We start from the raw sequence: 20,452 nt of genomic DNA on the forward strand, positions 1-20,452 counted from the left end.
TCGCGCAAATGCGCCATCGAGGGCGCGGGCGCGTCAGATTGGTGCGGCGGCGGAGGTGCTTTCCGCCGCGCGGTACGCGGTAGGATCGATGCGACGCATTTCAGCTTCGATCCACTTTTCGACGCGCGTGTTCACTTCATCGGGCGTGAGCCCCGTCGTCTCGATCGGCCTGCCGATCGACACTGTGACTATACCCGCATATTTGAGAAACGAGTTGCGCGGCCACACACGTCCCGCGTTGTGAGCGATCGGCACGACCGGCGCGCCGCTGGCAATCGCGAAACGCGCGCCGCCGGTTTTGTATTTGCCTTGCTTGCCGGTCGGCGTGCGCGTGCCTTCCGGAAACATGATGACCCATGCGCCTTCGGCCATGCGCGCCTTGCCTTGCCTGATGACCGACTCGAACGCGTACTTGCCTTCCTTGCGATCGATGTGAACCATCTTCAGCATGCCAAGCGCCCAGCCGAAAAAAGGCACATATAGCAGTTCGCGCTTGAACACGTAGCACAGCGGCCGCGGCATCAGCGCCGGAAACGCCAGCGTTTCCCACGCCGATTGATGCTTCGACAGCAGCACGGCCGGACCGTCGGGCAGATTCTCGTAGCCTTCGATCCTGTAGCGGATGCCGTTCAGCCAGCGCACCGTGTGGAGCGTTGCGCGGCACCAGCCGGCAGCCATCCAGTAGCGGTTGTCGGCGTGCATGAACGGAAACGCGATGAAGCACGCGATTGCGTACGGCACCGTGAACAGGACGAAGTAGATCAGCAGCAGCAAAGAACGAATGAAGCGCATCGGCGTGGTCAGTGAGGGTTGGGGACGCGCTCGCCGCGCATCACTCGTGATCGTCGGAGAGGAAGTTGAGTGCGAACGCGCGCAGGTCGTTGTGCACGCGCGTGCCCTCGGGCAAGCCGCCGGCCTCGAGCGTTTTACGGCCCTTGCCGGTCAGCACCAGATGGGTCGGATGTCCGAGCACGGCGCCTGCTTGCAGGTCGCGCATCGCATCGCCGACCACCGGCGTATATTCCGGCAAGACTTCGAAGCGCTCGGCGATCATCTTCAGCATGCCGGGCTTCGGCTTGCGGCACTCGCAATGGTCTTCCGCCGTGTGCGGGCAGAAGAACACCGCGTCGATGCGCCCGCCGACCGCCGCCGCCATGCGGTGCATTTTCAGATGCATCGCATTGAGCGCGTTCATGTCGAAAAGACCCCGGCCGATGCCCGACTGGTTAGTCGCGATCGCGACGCGATAACCGGCCTGGTTCAGACGGGCAATCGCTTCGAGCGAGCCGGGCAACGCGACCCACTCGTCCGGCGACTTGATGAACGCGTCGGAATCGACGTTGATCACGCCGTCGCGGTCGAGGATCACCACTTTTCTGGTCGGCATGGCGCGGGGCTCAAGCGGCGAGTCGGGAAATGTCGGCGACGCAATTCATCTGCTGATGCAGCGTGCCGAGCAAGGCCAGACGGTTGGCGCGCAACGCCGGATCTTCGGCGTTGACCATCACGTCGTTGAAGAACGTGTCGACCGGTTCGCGCAATGCGGCCAGTGCGGTCAAGGCGCCAGTGTAATCGCGCACGGCGAGTTGCGATTGCACACGCGGCGCGACCTGTTCGAGCCGCGCATGCAAGTCTTTTTCCGCTGTTTCGGTCAGCAGCGTGACCTGCACACCACCGGTCGCGGCGCCGTCCGACTTCTTAAGGATGTTCGAAATGCGCTTGTTGGCCGCAGCGAGCGATGCCGCTTCAGCCAGCGTCGCGAATTCGCGCACCGCATCGAGTCGCGCGACGATGTCGTCGAGGCGCGTGGGGTTCAGCGCCAGCACGGCGTCGATTTCACCCGGCGCGTAGCCGCGTTCACGCAGCAAGCCGCGCAGACGGTCCATGCAGAACTCGTAGATCGCTTGCGTCGAATCGGCGACGTTCGGCACCGCGGCGAATTGCGCGTAAGCGGTGCGCAGCAGTTCGACGAGATCGACCGGCAACTGTTTCTCGACCAGAATCCGCAGCACGCCGAGCGCGTGGCGGCGCAGCGCGAACGGGTCTTTCTCGCCGGTAGGTTGCAGGCCGATGCCCCAGATGCCGACCAGCGTTTCGAGCTTGTCCGCCAGCGCGACGACGGTGCCGGTTGCGGTGGCCGGCAATGCGTCGCCGGAGAAACGCGGTTGATAGTGTTCCGTGCACGCGAGCGCGACTTCTTCCGGCTCGCCGTCGTGGCGCGCGTAGTACGTGCCCATCGTGCCTTGCAACTCGGGGAATTCGCCGACCATGTCGGTGATCAGATCCGCCTTCGCCAGACGCGCGGCACGCTTCGCGAGCGCGACATCGGCGCCGATCAGCGTGGCGATTGCACCGGCCAGCGCTTCGACGCGCTCGACGCGTTGCAACGCCGACCCAAGCTTGTTGTGATACACGACGTTCGCGAGCAGCGGCACGCGATCGGCCAGCGGCTTCTTCTTGTCCTGCTCGAAGAAGAACTTGGCGTCGGCCAGACGCGGACGCACCACGCGCTCATTACCTTCGACGATATCGCCCGGTGTCGCCGTTTCGATATTCGACACGATCAGGAAGCGCGAGCGCAGCTTGCCGTTCGCATCCGTCAGCGCGAAATACTTCTGGTTCGTCTGCATCGTCAGGATCAGGCATTCCTGCGGCACTTGCAGGAATTCGTCCTCGAAACGGCAGGCGTAGACCACCGGCCATTCGACCAGCGACGTCACTTCATCCAGCAGCGATTCCGGCATCACCACCTGGTCGCCGTCGGCCTGCGCGAGCAGATGCGTTCGGATCGTTTCCTTGCGGTCGGCGAAATTCGCGACCACGCGGCCTCTGTGCAGCAGCGTCTCGGCGTACGCATCCGCGTGCTGGATCTGCACGAAGCCTTCTGACAGGAAGCGGTGGCCGAGCGTGGTGTCGTCGGCGTCGATACCCAGTGTGCTGACCGGTACGATCTGGTCGCCATGCAGCACCGTCAGACGCTGCGCGGGGCGCACGAACTGGATGTTGGTGCCGTCCGGACGCTGATACGTCATCACCTTCGGAATCGGCAGCTTCGACACGGCGAGCGCTTCGTCGAGCGCGGTTTGCAGGCCTTCGGCGAGTGTTGCGCCGGGCGCGGCGTAGCGCAGGAAGAAGGCTTCGGCCTTGCCGTCCGACGCGCGTTCCAGCTCGTTCACCGAAAAATCGGGGAAGCCGAGCGCGGCGAGTTTCTTGGCGAGCGGCGCGGTAGGCTGACCGTCTTTGTCCAGCGCGACCGAAACCGGCAGCACTTTTTCGCGCACGTGTTTTTCCGGCGCGACCGTGCGCACGTTCCTGATCGTGACCGCGAGCCGGCGCGGCGTTGCATAACGTTCGAACGACAGTTCGCCTTCGATCAGATCGCGCGCCGCGAGGCGCTGTGCAATGCCTTCGGCGAATGCGTCGCCGAGACGCGCGAGCGCTTTCGGCGGCAGTTCTTCGGTCAGCAGCTCGACGAGCAGGGTAGCTTGATGGGGATGAGTCATTTCTAGGTGTTCTCGTCAGTCCTGATCGATCTTGCGTTCGACTTTCAGCGGCGGCGCCCACGCGGGCATTGCGGCATCTTGTGCGTCGGTCGTGAGGCCGGGCACGCCGTGCACCGGATTGCCGAGCATCGGGAAGCCGAGCTTTTCGCGCGAGTCGTAGTAAGCCTGTGCAACCAGCTTCGACAGCGCACGGATGCGGCCGATATAGGCCGCGCGTTCCGTGACGGAAATCGCGCCGCGCGCGTCGAGCAGGTTGAAAGTATGGCCGGCCTTCAGCACCAGTTCATAAGCGGGCAGCGCGATCTGTGCTTCGATCATCCGCTTTGCTTCCGCTTCGTAGCTGTTGAAGATCGAGAACAGCAACTCGACGTTCGCGTACTCGAAGTTGTAGGTCGACTGTTCGACCTCGTTCTGGTGATACACGTCGCCGTAAGTCAGGCGACGGATTTCCGGGCCGTTCGGGCCTTGCTCTTCCCACTCGGTCCAGACCAGGTCGTAGACGTTCTCGACCTTCTGCAAGTACATCGCGAGACGTTCGAGACCATAGGTAATTTCGCCGAGCACCGGCTTGCAGTCCAGGCCGCCGACTTGCTGGAAGTAGGTGAACTGGGTGACTTCCATGCCGTTCAGCCACACTTCCCAGCCGAGGCCCCACGCGCCGAGCGTCGGGTTTTCCCAGTCGTCTTCGACGAAACGCACGTCGTTCTGCTTCAGATCGAAGCCGAGCGCTTCGAGCGAGCCGAGGTACAGGTCGAGGATGTTCTCCGGCGCCGGCTTCAGTACCACCTGGTACTGGTAGTAATGCTGCAGACGGTTCGGGTTCTCGCCGTAGCGACCGTCCTTGGGGCGGCGCGACGGCTGCACATAGGCGGCTCGCCACGGTTCCGGGCCGATCGCGCGCAGGAACGTGTGGACGTGGGACGTGCCCGCGCCGACTTCCATGTCGATCGACTGGAGCAGCGCGCAACCCTGCTTATCCCAATAGGATTGCAGTGTCAGGATAATTTGCTGAAACGTGAGCATGAAGTGCCTTTCGGGCATAGGGCCGCGCCGCAAGCGCCGAAGCGCGCGAGCTGGCCGTGGAGCAAAGTGCTAAACCGTAGATTTTAACGGAAAGGGAGGGGGGCGTCCGTTTTGCGGGGGCGGACGGGCTCCACGGTGATCCTCAAACGACGAAGGGCCGCGCAACGCGGTCCTTCGTCGTCAACGCCCGAGACTTTGCGGCGATCGCCACCACAGCCGAACTACGTCGCGGCCAGTTCCATCTTCGGCGCAAACGAATCGCTTTGCGCCACCGGCCACCACTTCTCGTACAGCGAATAACGATAGTTGCCATTGAGCAGATCGTTCGGCTCAAGATACTTCAACAGCTCCGACATCAACTGCACCTCATGCGACGACACGCGCCGCACGATGTGATGCGCGCGCAGTTCCGCCGGGTGCTTGAGCCCCGCGGCCTGAATGATTTCCTTCAACGCGTGCAGCGTGTTGTGATGGAAGTTGAAGACACGGTCGGCCTTGTCCGGCACGACCAAAGCGCGCTGGCGCACCGGATCCTGCGTCGCGACGCCGGTCGGGCAGCGGCCGGTGTGGCAGGTCTGCGCCTGGATGCAGCCGACCGCGAACATGAAGCCGCGCGCCGCGTTGACCCAGTCGGCGCCGATCGCCAGCGTCTTCGTGATATCGAACGCGGTGATCATCTTGCCGCTCGCGCCGATGCGGATGCGCTGGCGCAAGCCGATACCCACCAGCGTGTTGTGCACCAGCAGCAGCCCTTCCTGCAACGGCACGCCGACGTGATCGGTGAATTCCAGCGGCGCGGCGCCCGTACCGCCTTCAGCGCCGTCGACCACGATAAAGTCCGGCAAAATGCCCGTCTCCAGCATCGCCTTTGCAATGCCGAAGAATTCCCACGGATGTCCGATGCACAGCTTGAACCCGGTCGGCTTGCCGCCGGACAGCGTGCGCAAGCGGTCGACGAATTCGAGCAGGCCGCGCGGCGTCGAGAACTCGGCGTGCGTGGCCGGCGAGATGCAGTCGCGGCCCATCGGCACGCCGCGCGTTTCCGCAATCTCCGGTGTGATCTTGGCGGCCGGCAGTACGCCGCCGTGACCGGGTTTCGCGCCTTGCGACAGCTTCACCTCGATCATCTTCACTTGCGGTTCGGCGGCCTGCTTCGCGAACTTCTCCGCGCTGAAGGTGCCGTCGTCGTTACGGCAGCCGAAGTAGCCCGACGCGATTTCCCAGATGATGTCGCCGCCGTGCTCGCGGTGATATTTCGACATCGAACCTTCGCCTGTGTCGTGCGCGAAGTTGCCTTTCTTCGCGCCGAGGTTCAGCGCCATGATCGCGTTCGCCGACAGCGAGCCGAAGCTCATCGCCGAGACGTTGAAGATCGATATCGAGTAAGGCTGCGCGCGATCCGGGCCGACCACGATGCGGAAGTCGTGATTGTCGAGCTTCGTCGGCGCGAGCGAGTGGCTGATCCATTCATGCGCGACAGCTTTGACGTCGAGTTCAGTGCCGTAGGGGCGGCTGTCGACGTCGTTTTTCGCGCGCTGATAGACGATGCTGCGTTGCGCGCGCGAAAACGGTTTCTCGTCGGTATCGCCTTCGACGAAATACTGGCGGATTTCCGGCCGGATGAATTCGAACAGGAAACGGAAGTGGCCCCACAGCGGATAGTTGCGCAGAATCGCGTGGCGCTCCTGCGTCAGATCGAAGATGCCGAGCGCGACGAGCGCCACCGGCACGATGGTCCAGAACCACGAAATGTGATGCGTCGCGGCGAGCGCCGCGCAGACGGCGAGCAGCAGGACTGCGCACCACATCGCCAGATAACGTCGAGAAAACATGGGGACTCCAGTGCAGTGAAGGTCGTCACGGAGGGATCGCCAACGCTGTCGGCGCAGACGGAATTCGCCGCGAAGGGAAACGAACAACTGCTTTTTATGGTGAAGCTGCGGCTTGAAGATGAAACGAGCGTGAAACGAGCGGATGAGCCGCGTGCAGCGGCGGTGAGTGCCGCCGCACGATAAGACTTTTGCCTAGCGGGCGGTGAGCAACGCCGCCTTTTGCGCTTGACGCGCCGCCGGCTGCCCGGTCACCGCGTGTTCGATGATGCCTCCGCCCAGACAGACGTCGCCATCGTAGAGCACCGCCGATTGCCCCGGTGTGACAGCCCATTGGGCCGCGTCGAAATTCAGCTCGAACAGGCCCTCGGTGGCGCCCGCCGCGTTTGCAGCCGCGCTGAATGTGCAGGGCGCGTCTGCTTGCCGGTAGCGGGTTTTCGCGCCGCACGCGAAGCCTTCCGCCGGCGGTTCGCCCGCGACCCAGCTCGTATTGCCCGCGCAGAGCGTATGGCTCAGCAGCCACGGATGATCGTGGCCTTGCGCGACATACAGCGTGTTCGACGCAATGTCCTTACCGGCGACGAACCACGGTTCGCCGCTGCCGTCCTTGCTGCCGCCGAGGCCGATGCCCTTGCGTTGACCGAACGTGTAGAACGCGAGACCTATGTGTTCGCCGATTACTTTGCCGTCGGTGGTTTTCATCGGCCCGGGTTGGGTCGGCAGATAGCGATTCAGAAAATCGCGGAACGGCCGTTCGCCGATAAAACAGATGCCAGTGGAATCTTTCTTCTTCGCATTCGGCAGCCCGATCTGTTCGGCGATTTCGCGTACTTTGGTTTTCGGAATCTCGCCCAACGGAAACAGCGTCTTCGACAACTGAGCCTGATTCAGCCGATGCAGGAAGTACGACTGATCCTTCGTGTGATCGAAGGCCTTCAGCAGTTCGAAGCGGCCGTTGTTCTCGCGCACGCGTGCGTAGTGGCCGGTCGCGATGGTTTGCGCGCCGAGCGACATCGCGTGGTCGAGGAAGGCCTTGAACTTGATTTCAGCGTTGCACAGCACGTCCGGATTCGGCGTGCGGCCGGCCGAATACTCGCGCAGGAATTCGGCGAACACGCGGTCCTTGTATTCGGCGGCGAAGTTGACCGCTTCGACGTCGATGCCGATCAGGTCCGCCACCGAGACGACGTCGATCCAGTCCTGCCGTGTCGAGCAGTACTCGCTGTCGTCGTCGTCTTCCCAGTTTTTCATGAACAGGCCGACCACGTCGTAGCCTTGTTCCTTCAGCAGCCACGCGGTGACCGACGAATCGACGCCGCCCGACATGCCTACTACGACTTTCTGCTTGCTCATAAGGTGCTCACTGCGTGCTGCCTGACTTCATTGATCGGTCATCGACCGCGTTTGTGGACTGATTAGGCCCGACCGAATGCGTGTGCACGAAGTCGAGCGGGAAACGCCGGCCCGCGAGGTAATCGTCGACACATTGCATGACGAGCGGCGTGCGGTGCCGTTCGGGACATATACGCAATTCGTCGGCGCTCATCCACAGCGTGCGGACGATGTCGGGGTCGAGTGCGCGCTTCGCGTCCTCTTCGCCACTCTTGCCGCAATAGGTGAAGCGCAGATACGTTACGCCTTCACTGCCGGGCCGCTCGAAATGGGTCATATACATGCCGACCAGCGCCTCGGGTGTGAACGGATGGGCGGTTTCTTCGAGCGTTTCGCGGATGACCGCTTCCAGAAGCGTTTCGCCCGCCTCCAGATGGCCGGCGGGCTGGTTCAGGCGCAGGCCGTCGACGGTATGTTCCTCGACCACGAGAAAACGTCCGTCACGCTCGACGATGGCCGCGACGGTAACGTGCGGCGCCCAGGTTTCCGATTTCATGGGAGCGCATTTTACCGCCTATGGGCCAGGGCTGCCGGGAAGCAGGCGACCGGCTGCGGGCGACCGGCTGCGGGCGACGGGCTGTGGGCGACCGGCTGCGGGCGCGCCTCGGGCCGGGACGGCGGCCGCCAAGGCGTCCCGCAGGGCCGGGACCCCCGGATTGTCCCCGATTTCGGCGCCCCCCCCTGTTTCGGTTAAAGTGACGCGTTAGCCGTTGCAATTGCAAGCCGGCGTGCCTCGTCGGCGGATCTGTCGTAAAACAGGAAGTCGAGGAGGAACAACGATGCACATCGGAGTGCCAGCCGAGACGCGCGCGCATGAAACCCGCGTCGCCGCGACGCCCGAAACGGTCAGGAAGTACGTGACCCAGGGCCATCGGGTCACGATCCAGAGCGGCGCCGGCACCGGCGCGAGCTTTCCTGACGATGCCTTTACAGCCGCCGGCGCGGAAATCGTCGATGCGGCCACCGCGTTCGGCGCGGAGCTCGTTCTCAAAGTCCAGTCCCCAACCGATGCCGAGTTGCCGCTTTTGAAGCGCGGCGCGACGCTGGTCGGCATGCTCGATCCGTTCAACGCCGAAAACGCGTTGAAGCTCGCCGCGGCCGGCGTCGCCGCATTCGCGCTCGAAGCCGCGCCGCGCACCACCCGCGCGCAAAGCCTCGACGTGCTGTCGTCGCAGGCGAACATCGCCGGGTACAAGGCGGTGTTGGTGGCGGCGACGCTCTACCCGCGCTTCATGCCGATGCTGATGACGGCGGCCGGCACCGTCAAAGCGGCGCGCATGCTGATTCTCGGCGCGGGCGTGGCCGGTTTGCAGGCGATTGCGACCGCCAGGCGCCTGGGCGCGGTGATCGAAGCGTCTGACGTGCGTCCGGCGGTGAAAGAGCAGATCGAATCGCTTGGCGCCAAATTCCTCGATGTCCCCTACGAAACTGACGAGGAGCGCGAAGCTGCGCAGGGCGTCGGCGGCTATGCGCGGCCGATGCCGCCGTCCTGGCTGCAACGCCAGTCGGCGCTGGTGCACGAACGCGCGAAGCAGGCGGACGTGGTGATTTCCACCGCATTGATCCCGGGCCGAGCCGCGCCGACGCTGATTTCCGTCGAAACCGTCCAGGCGATGAAGCCCGGCTCGGTGCTGGTGGACCTCGCGGCAGGACGCGGCGCCGAGTATGAAGGCCGGCGCGGCGGCAACTGCCCGCTGACCGAAGCGGACCAGGTCGTCATCAAACACGGCGTGACGATCGTCGGCTATACGAATCTGGCCTCCATGGTGCCGGCCGACGCGTCGTCGCTGTACGCACGCAACCTGCTCGACTTCCTCAAGCTGATCATCACCAAGGAAGGCGCCCTGAATATCGATCTCGCGGACGACATCGTCGCGGCCACGCTGCTGGCCCGCGACGGCGAAGTCACGCGCAAAGCTTAAAGGAGAGCGGCGATGGAAGTCATCAACCACACCGTGATCAACCTGATCATCTTCGTGCTGGCGATTTACGTCGGCTACCACGTCGTCTGGAACGTCACGCCGGCGCTGCATACGCCGCTGATGGCCGTGACCAATGCGATCTCGGCGATCGTGATCGTCGGCGCGATGCTGGCGACGGGCCTGACGCTCGGCACGCCGGGCAAGTTCTTCGGCACGCTTGCCGTCGCGCTGGCGGCGGTGAACGTATTCGGCGGCTTTCTCGTCACGAGGCGAATGCTGGAGATGTTCCGCAAGAAAGAGCCGAAGAAGCTAGCCGCCCGGGAGAACGCGCAATGAGTCTGAACGTCGTCACGCTGCTTTATCTGGTTGCGTCGGTCTGCTTCATTCAGGCGCTCAAGGGGCTGTCGAATCCGAAGACGGCGCGCACCGGCAATACCTTCGGCATGGTCGGGATGGCAATCGCGATCCTGACGACCCTCGTGCTGATCACCAAACAGGCCGCCGCGCTCGGCTCGAATCTCGGCTTGGGGCTCGGTCTGCTGCTGGTCGCGCTGGTGATCGGCGGCGCGATCGGCGCGTTTGTCGCGGCGCGCGTCGAGATGACCAAGATGCCGGAACTGGTCGCGGCGATGCACTCGCTGATCGGTCTCGCGGCGGTGTGCATCGCGTATGCGGTGGTGTCGGAGCCGTCGGCGTTTGGCCTCGTCGATCCCGAGAATCCGGTGCCGGGTTTCCTGCCATACGGTAACCGCGTCGAGCTGTTCATCGGCACGTTCGTCGGCGCGATTACGTTCTCCGGTTCGGTGATCGCGTTCGGCAAGCTGTCGGGCAAGTACAAGTTCCGGCTCTTCCAGGGCGCGCCGGTCGTCTATGCGGGGCAGCATCTGATCAACCTGATGCTCGCGATCGCGATGCTCGGCTTCGGCGTGATCTTCTTCCTCACGCAGTCGTGGCTGCCGTTCATCCTCATGACGGCGATCGCGTTCGCACTCGGCGTGCTGATCATCATCCCGATCGGCGGCGCGGACATGCCGGTGGTCGTGTCGATGCTCAATTCGTATTCGGGCTGGGCGGCGGCGGGCATCGGTTTCTCGCTGAACAATCCGATGCTGATCATCGCGGGTTCGCTGGTGGGTTCGTCCGGTGCGATCCTGTCGTACATCATGTGCCGCGCGATGAACCGGTCGTTCTTCAACGTGCTTCTCGGCGGCTTCGGCAACGAGCCGGGCGCGGCGGCCGCGGGTGGTGCGGCGGAACAGCGTCCGGTGAAAGCCGGTTCGGCTGACGATGCGTCGTTCATGCTCGGCAATGCGGAAACGGTGGTGATCGTGCCGGGGTATGGCCTGGCGGTCGCACGTGCGCAGCATGCGTTGAAGGAGCTTACCGACAAGCTGGTCGAGAAGGGCATCGAGGTCAAATACGCGATTCACCCGGTGGCCGGGCGGATGCCGGGGCACATGAACGTGCTGCTCGCCGAAGCCGAAGTGCCGTACGACATGGTCTACGAGATGGACGACATCAACGGCGAGTTCGGTCAGGTCGATGTGGTGCTGGTGCTCGGCGCGAACGACGTGGTGAATCCGGCGGCGAAGAACGATCCGAAGTCGCCGATCGCGGGCATGCCGATCATCGAGGCTTATAAGGCGCGTACCGTGATCGTCAATAAACGCTCGATGGCAGCGGGTTACGCCGGCCTCGACAACGACCTGTTCTACATGGACAAGACGATGATGGTGTTCGGCGATGCGAAGAAGGTGATCGAGGATATGGTGAAGTCAGTGGAGTAACGCGCCTCGGCGGTCCGTGGCCTGCCAGGCGGCAGGCCGCGACCCTTACTGCGGCTTCGCGCCGACATGTCGCAAAAGATCCGCCAGCCGTCTGCCTTCCTGGTCCGGATAGTGTTCGAGCACCTGCAGATTCTGGATCTTCTCCAGCCCGAAATTGCGGAAGTCGCTACGTAATTCACACCACGCGCCGAGTGTCCAGCGTGCGCCCCAATAGGCGAGCGCCAGCGGCCATACGCGCCGCTCGGTGGCCGCGCCGTTCACATCGGTGTACGCAAAGCTCACCACTTGACGGCCGTCGATCGCGCGATGCAGCGCGTCTACCTTCGCGGAAAAATCCGCTTTGATGTGAAACGACGGCGCGAAGATGGCCAGGCGCTCGAGCTTCGCGCGTTTGTCGGCGGGCATCGCCGACGCGATCTTCGCCAACGCGCCGCGCGCACCGCTCGCAAAGCCGGCGCCGCCCCACGATTCGAGCATTCGCGCGCCTGCTGCGAGTGCGGCCAGTTCGTCGGCGGTGAAGGTGAGCGGCGGCAAGCTTGCCGCGCGGCTTAACCGGTAGCCGATGCCGGCTTCGCCTTCGATCGGCACACCGGAGAGTTGCAGATCGCGCACGTCGCGATAGACCGTGCGCAACGAGATGTTGAGCCAGTCGGCGAGTTGTTGCGCGGTGGTCAGACGCCGTCCGCGCAGCAGTTCAGCGATCTGGAACAGGCGGTCGGCGCGGCGCGTCATCGTGGGCGTCTTGTAGAAAAGAACAGGAACAGTCCCGCGATGATAGCGCCGCATGCCGCGCTCCGGTCGGTATTCAGATCGGTTGACGATCAACCGCCGTTGCCGCCAGGCCGTTTAACCGTTGGTTCGCGAATGCAGGCCGAGGCGGTTACCTTCCGTATCGGTGAAGAATGCGATGTAGCCGATGTCCTGCGGCAGCTTGATCACCGGTCCATCGGTCTTGCCGCCGGCCTGTTCGACGCGGGCGAGTGTGGCGTCGACGGTCGGTTGCGCGTTCAGATAGACGAGCACGCCGTCGTCGGTCGGCGTCATCGACGGGCTGTGGACGATCGCGCCGCCGGTGGCCGGTTCCTCGTAGCCGAAGATCGCGATCGGCTGGCCGCCGACTTCCTGGCGATTCAGTTTGACGTCGAGCGCGGTTTCGTAAAAGCGAACAGCGCGATCGAAATCGACCGACGGAATCTCGAACCATGCAACAACTTTGGATGATGCGGACATGTCACTCTCCTGTGGATGGCGGGTAAGCCGTGCAAAGCGCCGGATGGCGTGAGAAGGAGTGTGCAGGGGGGCTACTGACAGCGTGCTGTCAGTAGGGCGTGACGGAAGTGCGAATAGATGCGAGCGGGTGCAGATGAAAAAAAGCCGCGAACCTCAGAGGTTCGCGGCTTTTTCAGCAAGGCTGGTGCGCTACGGGCTTAAGCCGCCGGTGTATCGTTCTGCGGCCGTTGCCGGACGCTGCCGGCGATCAGATCGAAGCGGAACAGCCGGCATTCGAGTGCGCCATTGAAGAGCGGCGTTTTGGTCGACTCGCGCAGACGCAACTGGCCAGGCAGCTTGCGATCCGACGTGAGAATAAACGCGTGCCAGCCGGTGAAGCGCTGCTTCAGCGCGTCGCCGAACGCCTGGAAAAACTCGCTGTCCGGTGTTTCTTCCTGAGCGCGGCGGAAACCGTCGTCTTCGCGGCTTTCACGATTGCCCCGGCCTTCGCGGATTTCGCCGCGCGCATTGCGGCCGCGCACTTCGATCCGTTCGCCGTACGGCGGATTCGCGACGAGAATGCCCGGCTCGGACGAGGGCGCCGTCATGCCGCGCGCGTCGACCTGTTTGAGCGGAATGGAAGGCAGACCGGCGCGCTGGAAGTTGGCGCGCGCCTTGTCCAGCATGTCGCCGGAAATATCGCTGCCGAAGATCTGCAGATCGGCGCGCGAGTTGCGGGCGGCGTGTTTGGCGTCGAGCGCGGCGGCCTTCAGCGTTTGCCAGGTCCTGGCTTCGAATTGCTTGAACTTTTCAAAGCCGAAGCGGCGTTCGGCACCGGGCGCGATATTCAGCGCGACTTGCGCGGCTTCCGCGAGGAATGTGCCGCTGCCGCACATCGGGTCGTACAGCGGCGTGCCGGCGGTCCAGCCGGTTAGACGCAGGATGCCCGCCGCGAGGTTCTCGCGCAGCGGCGCCGCACCCTTGTCCAGGCGCCAGCCGCGCTTGAAGAGCGGATCGCCGGAAGTGTCGAGGTAGAGCGTGCAATCGGTGGCGGTGAGGAAGGCGAACACGCGCACGTCGGGCATGCCGGTGTCGATGCTCGGCCGCGCGCCGCTGACTTCACGCAGACGGTCGCAGATCGCGTCCTTGACGCGCAGCGTCGCGAATTCGAGGCTGCGCAGCGGCGATTTGATCGCGGTAACGTCCACGCGCAGCGTTTCGTTTGCCGAGAACCACTGTTCCCAACGCTGTTCGAGCGCGAGTGCGTAGATATCCTGCTCGCTGCGGTACGGCCGGTGGGCGATTTTCAGCAGCACGCGGCTCGCAAGGCGCGAATGCAGGTTGGCGGCCATGCCGGCGGCCCAGCCCCCGCGGAAATGCACGCCGCCCGGTACTTGTGCGCCGCTCGTGAACGGCGCGCCGTTCAGATGGTTCGTGGCAATTTCGGCGAGTTCAGCGGCAAGCGAGGCTTCGAGGCCGCGCGGACAGGGAAGGAAGAAGTCGAAGGACATTGAGGTTGCCGGAAGGCGTTAGATAAGGCGCTATTGTACGCGGTCGGGCTGAGGCGCCCGGGTGCGCACCGGCCACACCAGTTCGAGCGGACGCTGGAATACACGCTGCCAGATCGCGCCGCGCAGCGAGCGCACCGTGGTGCGCCGCAAATCGCGCGATTTCACCGCCATGTAGAAGGCGAGCGCGAAGCTCACGGCCACGTTCAGTATCGCCATGCTGCCGACCCCCGCGACCGCCCACCACAGTTCCGGCAACTCCAACGCGCCTTTACCGAGCACGCCGAGCGCGACGCCGATCGAGCCGGCGCTGAGCGTGACGTGGCGCACTTCGAAAGTGAACGCGAAGGCGGTGAGGATGGCCGGCACGAGTCCGAGCATCAGGCCGAGGGTGATATTGCCCGCCGCACCCGCCACGTTCGAGCGGCAGAACTGCGCGAGGCGGGCGGCGCCGGCCGCACCGAGCGTCATGCGCAGCCGCCGGTTGTAGGCGAGCGCATCGGCGACGCGATGCAGGACGAACCAGTTGTCCGCCCAACCCGCGAGCAGGCTCGACGACCACAGCAGCACGCCGGTCAGCGCCGCGTAGAACGGCGTCGGCCCGAGCAGCGAGAAGGAGTGCAGCGTCGCGTGGGCTTTCTCCGGCGAAATGAGGTTGCCATTGAAGAGCGTGTGCCACAGCAATTGCACGCCGAGGCACACCGGGAACACCAGCAGCACGTTGCCGAGCACCGCTGCCGCTTGCGTGCGGATCAGCGCGGTCACCGAACTCACGAAGCTGTCGACGCCGGCCGGCGTGCCGGTCCCGTCGAGTTCGCGCGCGAGGGTGGGCGCGGTCATCGCCGGCTGTTTGGTGGCGAGCGAGAAGTGCAGGAAGTGCATCAGCATGAAGCTGGCTGCGTAGTTGATGCCGGCCAGCAGGCCCTCGAGCATGGCTTGCAGATGCACGCCGGTGATCGCGAATTTCATGCATACCGTGACGACGGTCACGAGTCCGCCGCCGGCTGCCATGCGCAGCATCTTCAGGTACTCGGCGCGATCGCGCGCGATGTAGTGTTCGCCGGTGTCGGCGCTGTATTCGACGACCTTGCGTGCGAGCAGCGAGAAATTGCTGCGCACCAGGTGGGCGACGCTTTGGCTCGCATGATTGGCGTTCACCAGCTCGGCGGTCAGACGCGCGCCGGCGTGCGGATCGTCCTGCGCCATCCATGCGTTGAGCAGATGCTCGGCGCGCACGATGCGCATGCGCATCCGCTCGACCTGAAACACGATATCGACGCTGACGCCGTTGCGATAGAGATGCGCGAAGACGTTGTTGGTGGCGCTGCGGCATTCGTCGAGCAGCAGCCGCAGAAAGTTGACTTCGTGCAGCAGCTTGTCTTGCGGGCCGCCTTCGACGACCGCCTGATGCGCGGCTTCGACCGCGAGCATCGCGCGCGTGAGCCGGTAGAACGGCTGCTTTTCCATCGCGACGCGCACATCGCCGGCATCGCGGACATCGACTTCACCGAGACGGCTACGCACGGTTTGCGACAGACCGGTCGAACTGATCTGGCAGGTGAGGTTGTGCAGGGCGGCCAGCAGGTCGAGCGAGAACGGTGTGGTTTCGCGCTGCTCGTGCTCGTCTTCGTCTTGCGCGTAGTCGAAGAGGGCGTGGATGCGGGTGAGCAGATCGGTCGGTATGGCGTCGATCCACTCGGCGTCGTGCTCGGCGCTGAACATCAGCGTGACGATCGCGGTGAGATCGCGCCGGTTCGGCGCGGGTGGAATCAGCGAGGCTTCGAGTCGTTCGAACATGGCGCCGAAGAAGCCCGAGTGGACTGGCATGCCTGCATCGCAGAGGAGTGAGAGGCTGTCGCTTTCGCGTAGCAGCGCGCGGAGGATGCCGGCGACGTTTGCCTTCCAGGCTGGATTGCGGTCCAGAACGTTGAGCAGATAACGGATTCTTGTGTGCGCGGGGATTGAGCGCGAATCGGATGGGGTGTCCGATGCGGTGCTGGATGCGGCCGGTTGCACGGCGCCCCCGCGGCGGATCCAATGCGCGAGCTCGATCAGCCACTCACTGCGGTCGGGGTATGGCGCTGTCTTGTCAGCGATCGCTAGCAGCGCGTCTAGCTGGTGGCCGCTGTCGCGGGAGGCGCGCCATTTTTTGATGAATCTTTGGATAGTGGTGAACATTTCTTTTTTGCCTGCGGCGCTGGGTGGTCGTTAGCGGGAAGGATATGGCATGTTGTTTTTCTTCTGTTTGAGGTTTTGCATTTTTTTCTTTTTTGCCTTTTGCGGCGGCATTCTTCTGTGTGCCTGCGGTGTTGGCCTTTTCTTGTTTTGTTAGTGGTTTATTAGCGTTTCCCCTGTGCCGTTTGCCTGCTCGGCGCTTCTGGTTGTACGCCTGCGGCGGTGGCTTTTTCTTTTCTTATTGGTTTATTAGCGTTCCCCCTGTGCGGGGGAGCACCTACTTTTCTTTGCCTGCCGCAAAGAAAAGTAGGCAAAAGAAAGCGGCTTTACACCGCCAGCACTTAAGCGGGTCCCCTGGCCTGGAGGAGGTAGTGGAACATCTGGAATCCGTGCTTTCGCACACTCCGCGCCAGTGACAAGGCCATCATACTTCCGGCGGCGCTGCGCGCGCCGTGGCGGTACTTCATCGAACCGCCAGGAAGTTTTGGCGCCTGCTCATGGAATCCGTGTTCTCGCACATGCGGACTTGGTGACAAGGCAATCATTCTTCCCGGCTCGCACTACGTGCTCGCCGGAACGGTCTGCAAGAGAAAACAGTGGCTTAGTTTGCGCGCGGTGGGGCAGTCGGCTTCGTCTCGACGAGGCACTCAAATATGCGAGTGCGAGCCACCACGCCGAGTGAGACGCTGGCGCCTCGGAAAGGCATTGGGGATGCGAGGGCAGGCCACCGCGCCGAACCAGGTGCAGGCGCCCAAACCGCCAAGCGGTTTGATGAAGTACCGCCACGGCGCGCGCAGCGCCGCCGGAAGAATGACTGCCTTGTCATCGGCGTTGAATGTGCGAGAACACTGATTCCAGATGCTCCACTGCCTCCTCCAAGCCAGGGGACCCGCTTAAGAATTGGCGGTGTGAAGCCGCTTTCTTTGCTTACTTTCTTTGCGGCGGCAAAGAAAGTAAGTGCCGGCCCCGCACAGGGGCGACGCTAATAGACCACTGAGAATTCAAGGAAAGGCCAACACCGCAGGCCCACAGACAAATGCCGCCGCCAAAGGCAAAAAAACCTTAACTACCAGTACCAACAGCAGAAGGACAAGCAGGCACCGCCACCACAACACCATCGCTCTTGCCAGTGGAACTGGCCTTAGCAACTGGCATAGCAGCAGCCATCGCCTTCACCCCAGCAGCAACTTGCAAAGAAATCTGCTGCAGCGCCTGCCGATGCCCAATGACCAGAGCGTCATAGCCTCCGCCAACCGGCTCACTAACAACACTTCGACAAGTCATCACAGCAGTACTGCGTACAGCCCGTACGCTCCAAACCGCGTCGATCAACGCATGCGACCCCGGCCATGACTCGAAACGTTGCACATTCATGCTGACCCGATACACCGGCACCGCATCCGGATAAGCCGTGCCATACACGTCGATCGTGCCGAGCTGTTGCGTGAGACTAGTCGACAAAGCCCGACGAATCTCATCACCAGGCAACGAAGCCCAGCGTTCCTGCTCCAGTACCTGGACCTGCGTGGGTCCCGTCTGCACGACGAGCTGATTCTTGGCCACTTGAGGCGGTACATCGATCGGCGCGACCTCGATCAGCCAGGCCGGCGCAGCCGAAGTCCTGACGCTGACCGGAGCCGCCGACGCCGCCGCACCAGCCGGAATACCATCAGCGCCCAGTGTATAGAAGCGGCTAGTGGGCGACGAACACGCCGCCATCGCCACCAGTCCGGCCAGAGCGCCAACATAAGCAGCGCCGCGCACGAGCCCGCGCGGCGGGCGGGGGAGCCGGGCAAACATCATGGTTTATCTCCTGTTTTACCGCGCAACAGCGATTCCGGATGACGCTCCAGATAGTCCGACAGCGCATTCAGCGACTGCAACGTGCGCGTCAGCTCCTGCAACGCCTGATGAACATCCGACTGTAACGGCGAATCCTGCTGCAACGTCGCCTCGGCCGACCCGAAGGTCTGCTTCGCAGCCGCCAAGGTGTCGCGCGCCTGCGGTACGACTTCCTTGTCGAGTCGCGTGAAGAGCTGGTCGGCGTTCTTCAGCGCGCTGTTCAGGTTCGTACCGATCTGGTCGAACGGCACCTTGTCGAGCTTCTTCGCAATGTCGGCGACTTGCAGTTGCAGTTCGTCGAGCGTGTTCGGAATCGTCGGCAACTCAAGCGGATCGCCCGTCACGTCGACCGTGGCCGGCGGCGCCTTCGGGAAGATGTCGAGCGCGACGTACAACTGGCTCGTGATCAGGTTGCCGGTACGCAACTGGCCACGCAGACCATGCTTGACGAGCTGTTGCAGCAAGCTCTGCCCAGCCAGCGTGCCCGGTGCCGGCGCCGATTCGCGGAAGCGCCTGCCGAGGCGGTCGGGGAACAGGTTCATCGTCACCGGCATCGTGAAGGTACGCGTCTTCGGATCGTAGTCGATACCGATGTTGGTCACCTGGCCGAGCACAATGCCGCGGAAGTCGACCGGCGCGCCGACCGACAGCCCGCGCAGCGACTGGTTGAAGTTCATCACCACACGCAACGGCACGCCGTCCGGTTCGCGCATTGCGTCCGCTTCGTCGGAGCCGAGGCGGAAGGTCGTGTTGTTCGGCGCCTGCGCGCCCACGCCCTGGCCCGGCGGCGACTGGAACGACAGGCCGCCGACGATCACGGTCGCGAGCGACTGGGTGTTCAGCTTGAAGCCGCTCGAATCGAGCCGCAAATCGACGCCGCTCGCATGCCACCAGCGTGTGTTGGTGCCGACGTACTGGTCGTACGGCGCGGCCACGAACACCTGCATCGTCACGCCGGTGCCGTCCTTGTCGAGCGAGAAGCCGACCACCTGGCCGACCTGCACGCGCCGGTAGAAAATCGGCGAGCCGATGTCGATCGAGCCGAGCGAGTCGCCGTGCAGGACGAATTGATGACCCTTCTGGTCGCCGGTGATGGGCGGCGGCGTTTCGAGACCGACGAAGCGTGACGCGCTGTCCGGCGAATGACCGGCGTCCGCGCCGATGTACGCGCCCGACAGCAGCGTGCTGAGCCCCGATACGCCGCTCGCGCCGACCCGCGGCCGCACCACCCAGAAGCGCGAATCCTTGACCGCGAAGTCCTCGGCTTCCTTGGTGAGCAGCACCTGGACCAGCACGTGCGACAGATCCTTCGACAGCGTGATGGTCTTCACGGAGCCGACGTCGACGTCCTTGTACTTGACTTTGGTCTTGCCGGGCTCGAGTCCTTCGGCGCTGACGAAACTGATCGTGATGGTCGGGCCTCTGTCGGTCACCGACTTGATCACGAGCGCGATGCCGATCAGCGCGGCTATCAGCGGAATTACCCAGACCAGCGAGGGCAGCCAGCGGCGGCGCGGCTCGATGTCGGGGTCCGGCAGTTGGGGCGGTAGTCTGGGTCCGTTCGAATCGTTGCGCGGCGCATCGGAGGCGGGCGTCGGTTCTTGCGGGCTAGTCATGGTCGAGGTCCTGAGGTTTTTGGGTACGGCCTTCCACGTTGTCCCAGATGAGCCGTGGATCGAATTGCATGGATGCAATCATGGTCAGAATCACCACCGAGCCGAAGGCAAGGGCGCCCGGCCCGGCCGTGATGACAGCAAGCGACTTGAAGCGCACCAGCGCGACTGTCAGTGTGACGACGAAGACGTCGAGCATCGACCAGCGCCCGATCCGTTCGACCATCCGGTACAGCGTGGTGCGCTGCTCGGGCCGCCAGCGCGAGCGGCGCTGCGCAGTGACGGTGAGCAGCACCAGCACGCTGAGCTTGAGCATCGGCACCATGATGCTGGCGACGAACACGATCACGGCCAGCGGCCAGTCGCCGGAGGTCCAGAAATAGACGACGCCGCTCATGATGGTGTCGTCTTCGGAGCCGAGCAGCGATGAGGTGTGCATCACCGGCAACAGATTCGCCGGAATATACAGCAAGGCCGCCGCGATCAATAGCGCCCAGGTGCGCATCAGGCTATCGGGATTGCGCCGGTGCAGCACCGCGCCGCAACGGCTGCAATGTTGCGGGGTGATGGAGCGGATGTGCGGCTCGACGCGTCCGCACGCATGGCAGGACACCAGGCCCGCGCGCATCGCGGTGACATATTTCATCGT

At 63.6% G+C, this 20,452-nt stretch carries 18 protein-coding genes; 4 read left to right on the top strand and 14 right to left on the bottom strand.

Translation table 11 applies throughout. From position 1 onward, the window contains the following. Positions 1-33 precede the first annotated feature (33 nt). From AC3WOG_RS02545 to AC3WOG_RS02565, 5 genes are all read right to left on the bottom strand, one after another. Positions 34-792, bottom strand: coding sequence for a lysophospholipid acyltransferase family protein (locus tag AC3WOG_RS02545; RefSeq protein ID WP_492576515.1), 759 nt, complete (start codon positions 790-792; stop codon positions 34-36). A gap of 40 nt (positions 793-832) precedes the next feature. After that, complete coding sequence (gene gmhB, locus AC3WOG_RS02550; protein WP_492576516.1) at positions 833-1,387, bottom strand: D-glycero-beta-D-manno-heptose 1,7-bisphosphate 7-phosphatase; 555 nt, start codon at positions 1,385-1,387, stop codon at positions 833-835. 10 nt (positions 1,388-1,397) lie between these two features. Then, on the bottom strand, positions 1,398-3,503 hold the full coding sequence (glyS, locus tag AC3WOG_RS02555; RefSeq protein ID WP_492576517.1) for a glycine--tRNA ligase subunit beta: 2,106 nt from the start codon (positions 3,501-3,503) through the stop codon (positions 1,398-1,400). A gap of 15 nt (positions 3,504-3,518) precedes the next feature. After that, positions 3,519-4,526: a glycine--tRNA ligase subunit alpha gene (gene glyQ, locus AC3WOG_RS02560; RefSeq protein ID WP_492579692.1), complete on the bottom strand. Its 1,008-nt coding sequence runs from the start codon at positions 4,524-4,526 to the stop codon at positions 3,519-3,521. Positions 4,527-4,747: 221 nt separating this feature from the next. After that, complete coding sequence (locus AC3WOG_RS02565) at positions 4,748-6,358, bottom strand: FMN-binding glutamate synthase family protein (RefSeq protein ID WP_492576518.1); 1,611 nt, start codon at positions 6,356-6,358, stop codon at positions 4,748-4,750. A 15-nt stretch (positions 6,359-6,373) separates the two neighbouring features. Here AC3WOG_RS02565 and AC3WOG_RS02570 point away from each other — a divergent pair, with 15 nt between their 5' ends. After that, positions 6,374-6,541: a hypothetical protein gene (locus tag AC3WOG_RS02570; protein ID WP_492576519.1), complete on the top strand. Its 168-nt coding sequence runs from the start codon at positions 6,374-6,376 to the stop codon at positions 6,539-6,541. Between the two features lie 9 nt (positions 6,542-6,550). Here AC3WOG_RS02570 and mnmA read toward each other — a convergent pair whose 3' ends face one another. Together mnmA and AC3WOG_RS02580 are read right to left on the bottom strand one after the other, a co-directional pair. Beyond that, positions 6,551-7,708, bottom strand: a complete 1,158-nt coding sequence (mnmA, locus tag AC3WOG_RS02575) for a tRNA 2-thiouridine(34) synthase MnmA (RefSeq protein WP_492576520.1) — start codon at positions 7,706-7,708, stop codon at positions 6,551-6,553. Positions 7,709-7,715: 7 nt separating this feature from the next. After that, complete coding sequence (locus AC3WOG_RS02580) at positions 7,716-8,243, bottom strand: NUDIX hydrolase (RefSeq protein ID WP_492576521.1); 528 nt, start codon at positions 8,241-8,243, stop codon at positions 7,716-7,718. A gap of 283 nt (positions 8,244-8,526) precedes the next feature. Here AC3WOG_RS02580 and AC3WOG_RS02585 point away from each other — a divergent pair, with 283 nt between their 5' ends. The 3 genes from AC3WOG_RS02585 to AC3WOG_RS02595 are packed head-to-tail and all read left to right on the top strand — an operon-like array spanning position 8,527 to position 11,456. Then, positions 8,527-9,669: a Re/Si-specific NAD(P)(+) transhydrogenase subunit alpha gene (locus tag AC3WOG_RS02585; protein WP_492576522.1), complete on the top strand. Its 1,143-nt coding sequence runs from the start codon at positions 8,527-8,529 to the stop codon at positions 9,667-9,669. A gap of 12 nt (positions 9,670-9,681) precedes the next feature. Next, positions 9,682-10,005, top strand: a complete 324-nt coding sequence (locus AC3WOG_RS02590) for an NAD(P) transhydrogenase subunit alpha part 2 (protein ID WP_492576523.1) — start codon at positions 9,682-9,684, stop codon at positions 10,003-10,005. Continuing rightward, positions 10,002-11,456 (top strand): NAD(P)(+) transhydrogenase (Re/Si-specific) subunit beta, encoded by a 1,455-nt coding sequence (locus tag AC3WOG_RS02595; RefSeq protein WP_492576524.1) that lies wholly within the window; start codon positions 10,002-10,004, stop codon positions 11,454-11,456. The genes AC3WOG_RS02590 and AC3WOG_RS02595 overlap by 4 nt, the downstream gene beginning before the upstream one ends. Positions 11,457-11,501: 45 nt before the next feature. Here the strand turns inward: AC3WOG_RS02595 and AC3WOG_RS02600 are convergent, their stop codons facing one another. From AC3WOG_RS02600 to AC3WOG_RS02630, 7 genes are all read right to left on the bottom strand, one after another. Beyond that, the gene (locus AC3WOG_RS02600; protein ID WP_492576525.1) at positions 11,502-12,242 is read right to left on the bottom strand and encodes a helix-turn-helix transcriptional regulator; all 741 of its coding nucleotides are present in this window, start codon (positions 12,240-12,242) and stop codon (positions 11,502-11,504) included. Between the two features lie 60 nt (positions 12,243-12,302). Further along, entirely contained in the window at positions 12,303-12,686 is a 384-nt protein-coding gene (locus tag AC3WOG_RS02605) for a VOC family protein (RefSeq protein WP_492576526.1), read from the bottom strand. A 197-nt stretch (positions 12,687-12,883) separates the two neighbouring features. Then, positions 12,884-14,176: a THUMP domain-containing class I SAM-dependent RNA methyltransferase gene (locus tag AC3WOG_RS02610; protein ID WP_492576527.1), complete on the bottom strand. Its 1,293-nt coding sequence runs from the start codon at positions 14,174-14,176 to the stop codon at positions 12,884-12,886. Positions 14,177-14,206: 30 nt separating this feature from the next. Further along, positions 14,207-16,351 carry a site-specific recombinase gene (locus AC3WOG_RS02615; RefSeq protein ID WP_492576528.1) on the bottom strand — a complete coding sequence of 715 codons (2,145 nt, stop codon included), beginning with the start codon at positions 16,349-16,351 and terminating at the stop codon, positions 14,207-14,209. Positions 16,352-17,410: 1,059 nt separating this feature from the next. Beyond that, positions 17,411-18,151, bottom strand: a complete 741-nt coding sequence (locus AC3WOG_RS02620) for a PqiC family protein (protein ID WP_492576529.1) — start codon at positions 18,149-18,151, stop codon at positions 17,411-17,413. After that, on the bottom strand, positions 18,148-19,806 hold the full coding sequence (locus AC3WOG_RS02625) for a PqiB family protein (protein ID WP_492576530.1): 1,659 nt from the start codon (positions 19,804-19,806) through the stop codon (positions 18,148-18,150). The genes AC3WOG_RS02620 and AC3WOG_RS02625 overlap by 4 nt, the downstream gene beginning before the upstream one ends. Next, positions 19,799-20,449 carry a paraquat-inducible protein A gene (locus AC3WOG_RS02630; protein WP_492576531.1) on the bottom strand — a complete coding sequence of 217 codons (651 nt, stop codon included), beginning with the start codon at positions 20,447-20,449 and terminating at the stop codon, positions 19,799-19,801. Before AC3WOG_RS02630 ends, AC3WOG_RS02625 begins: the two co-directional genes overlap by 8 nt. Positions 20,450-20,452: the final 3 nt, after the last annotated feature.

It is taken from the genome of Paraburkholderia sp. FW306-02-B (assembly GCF_058782725.1).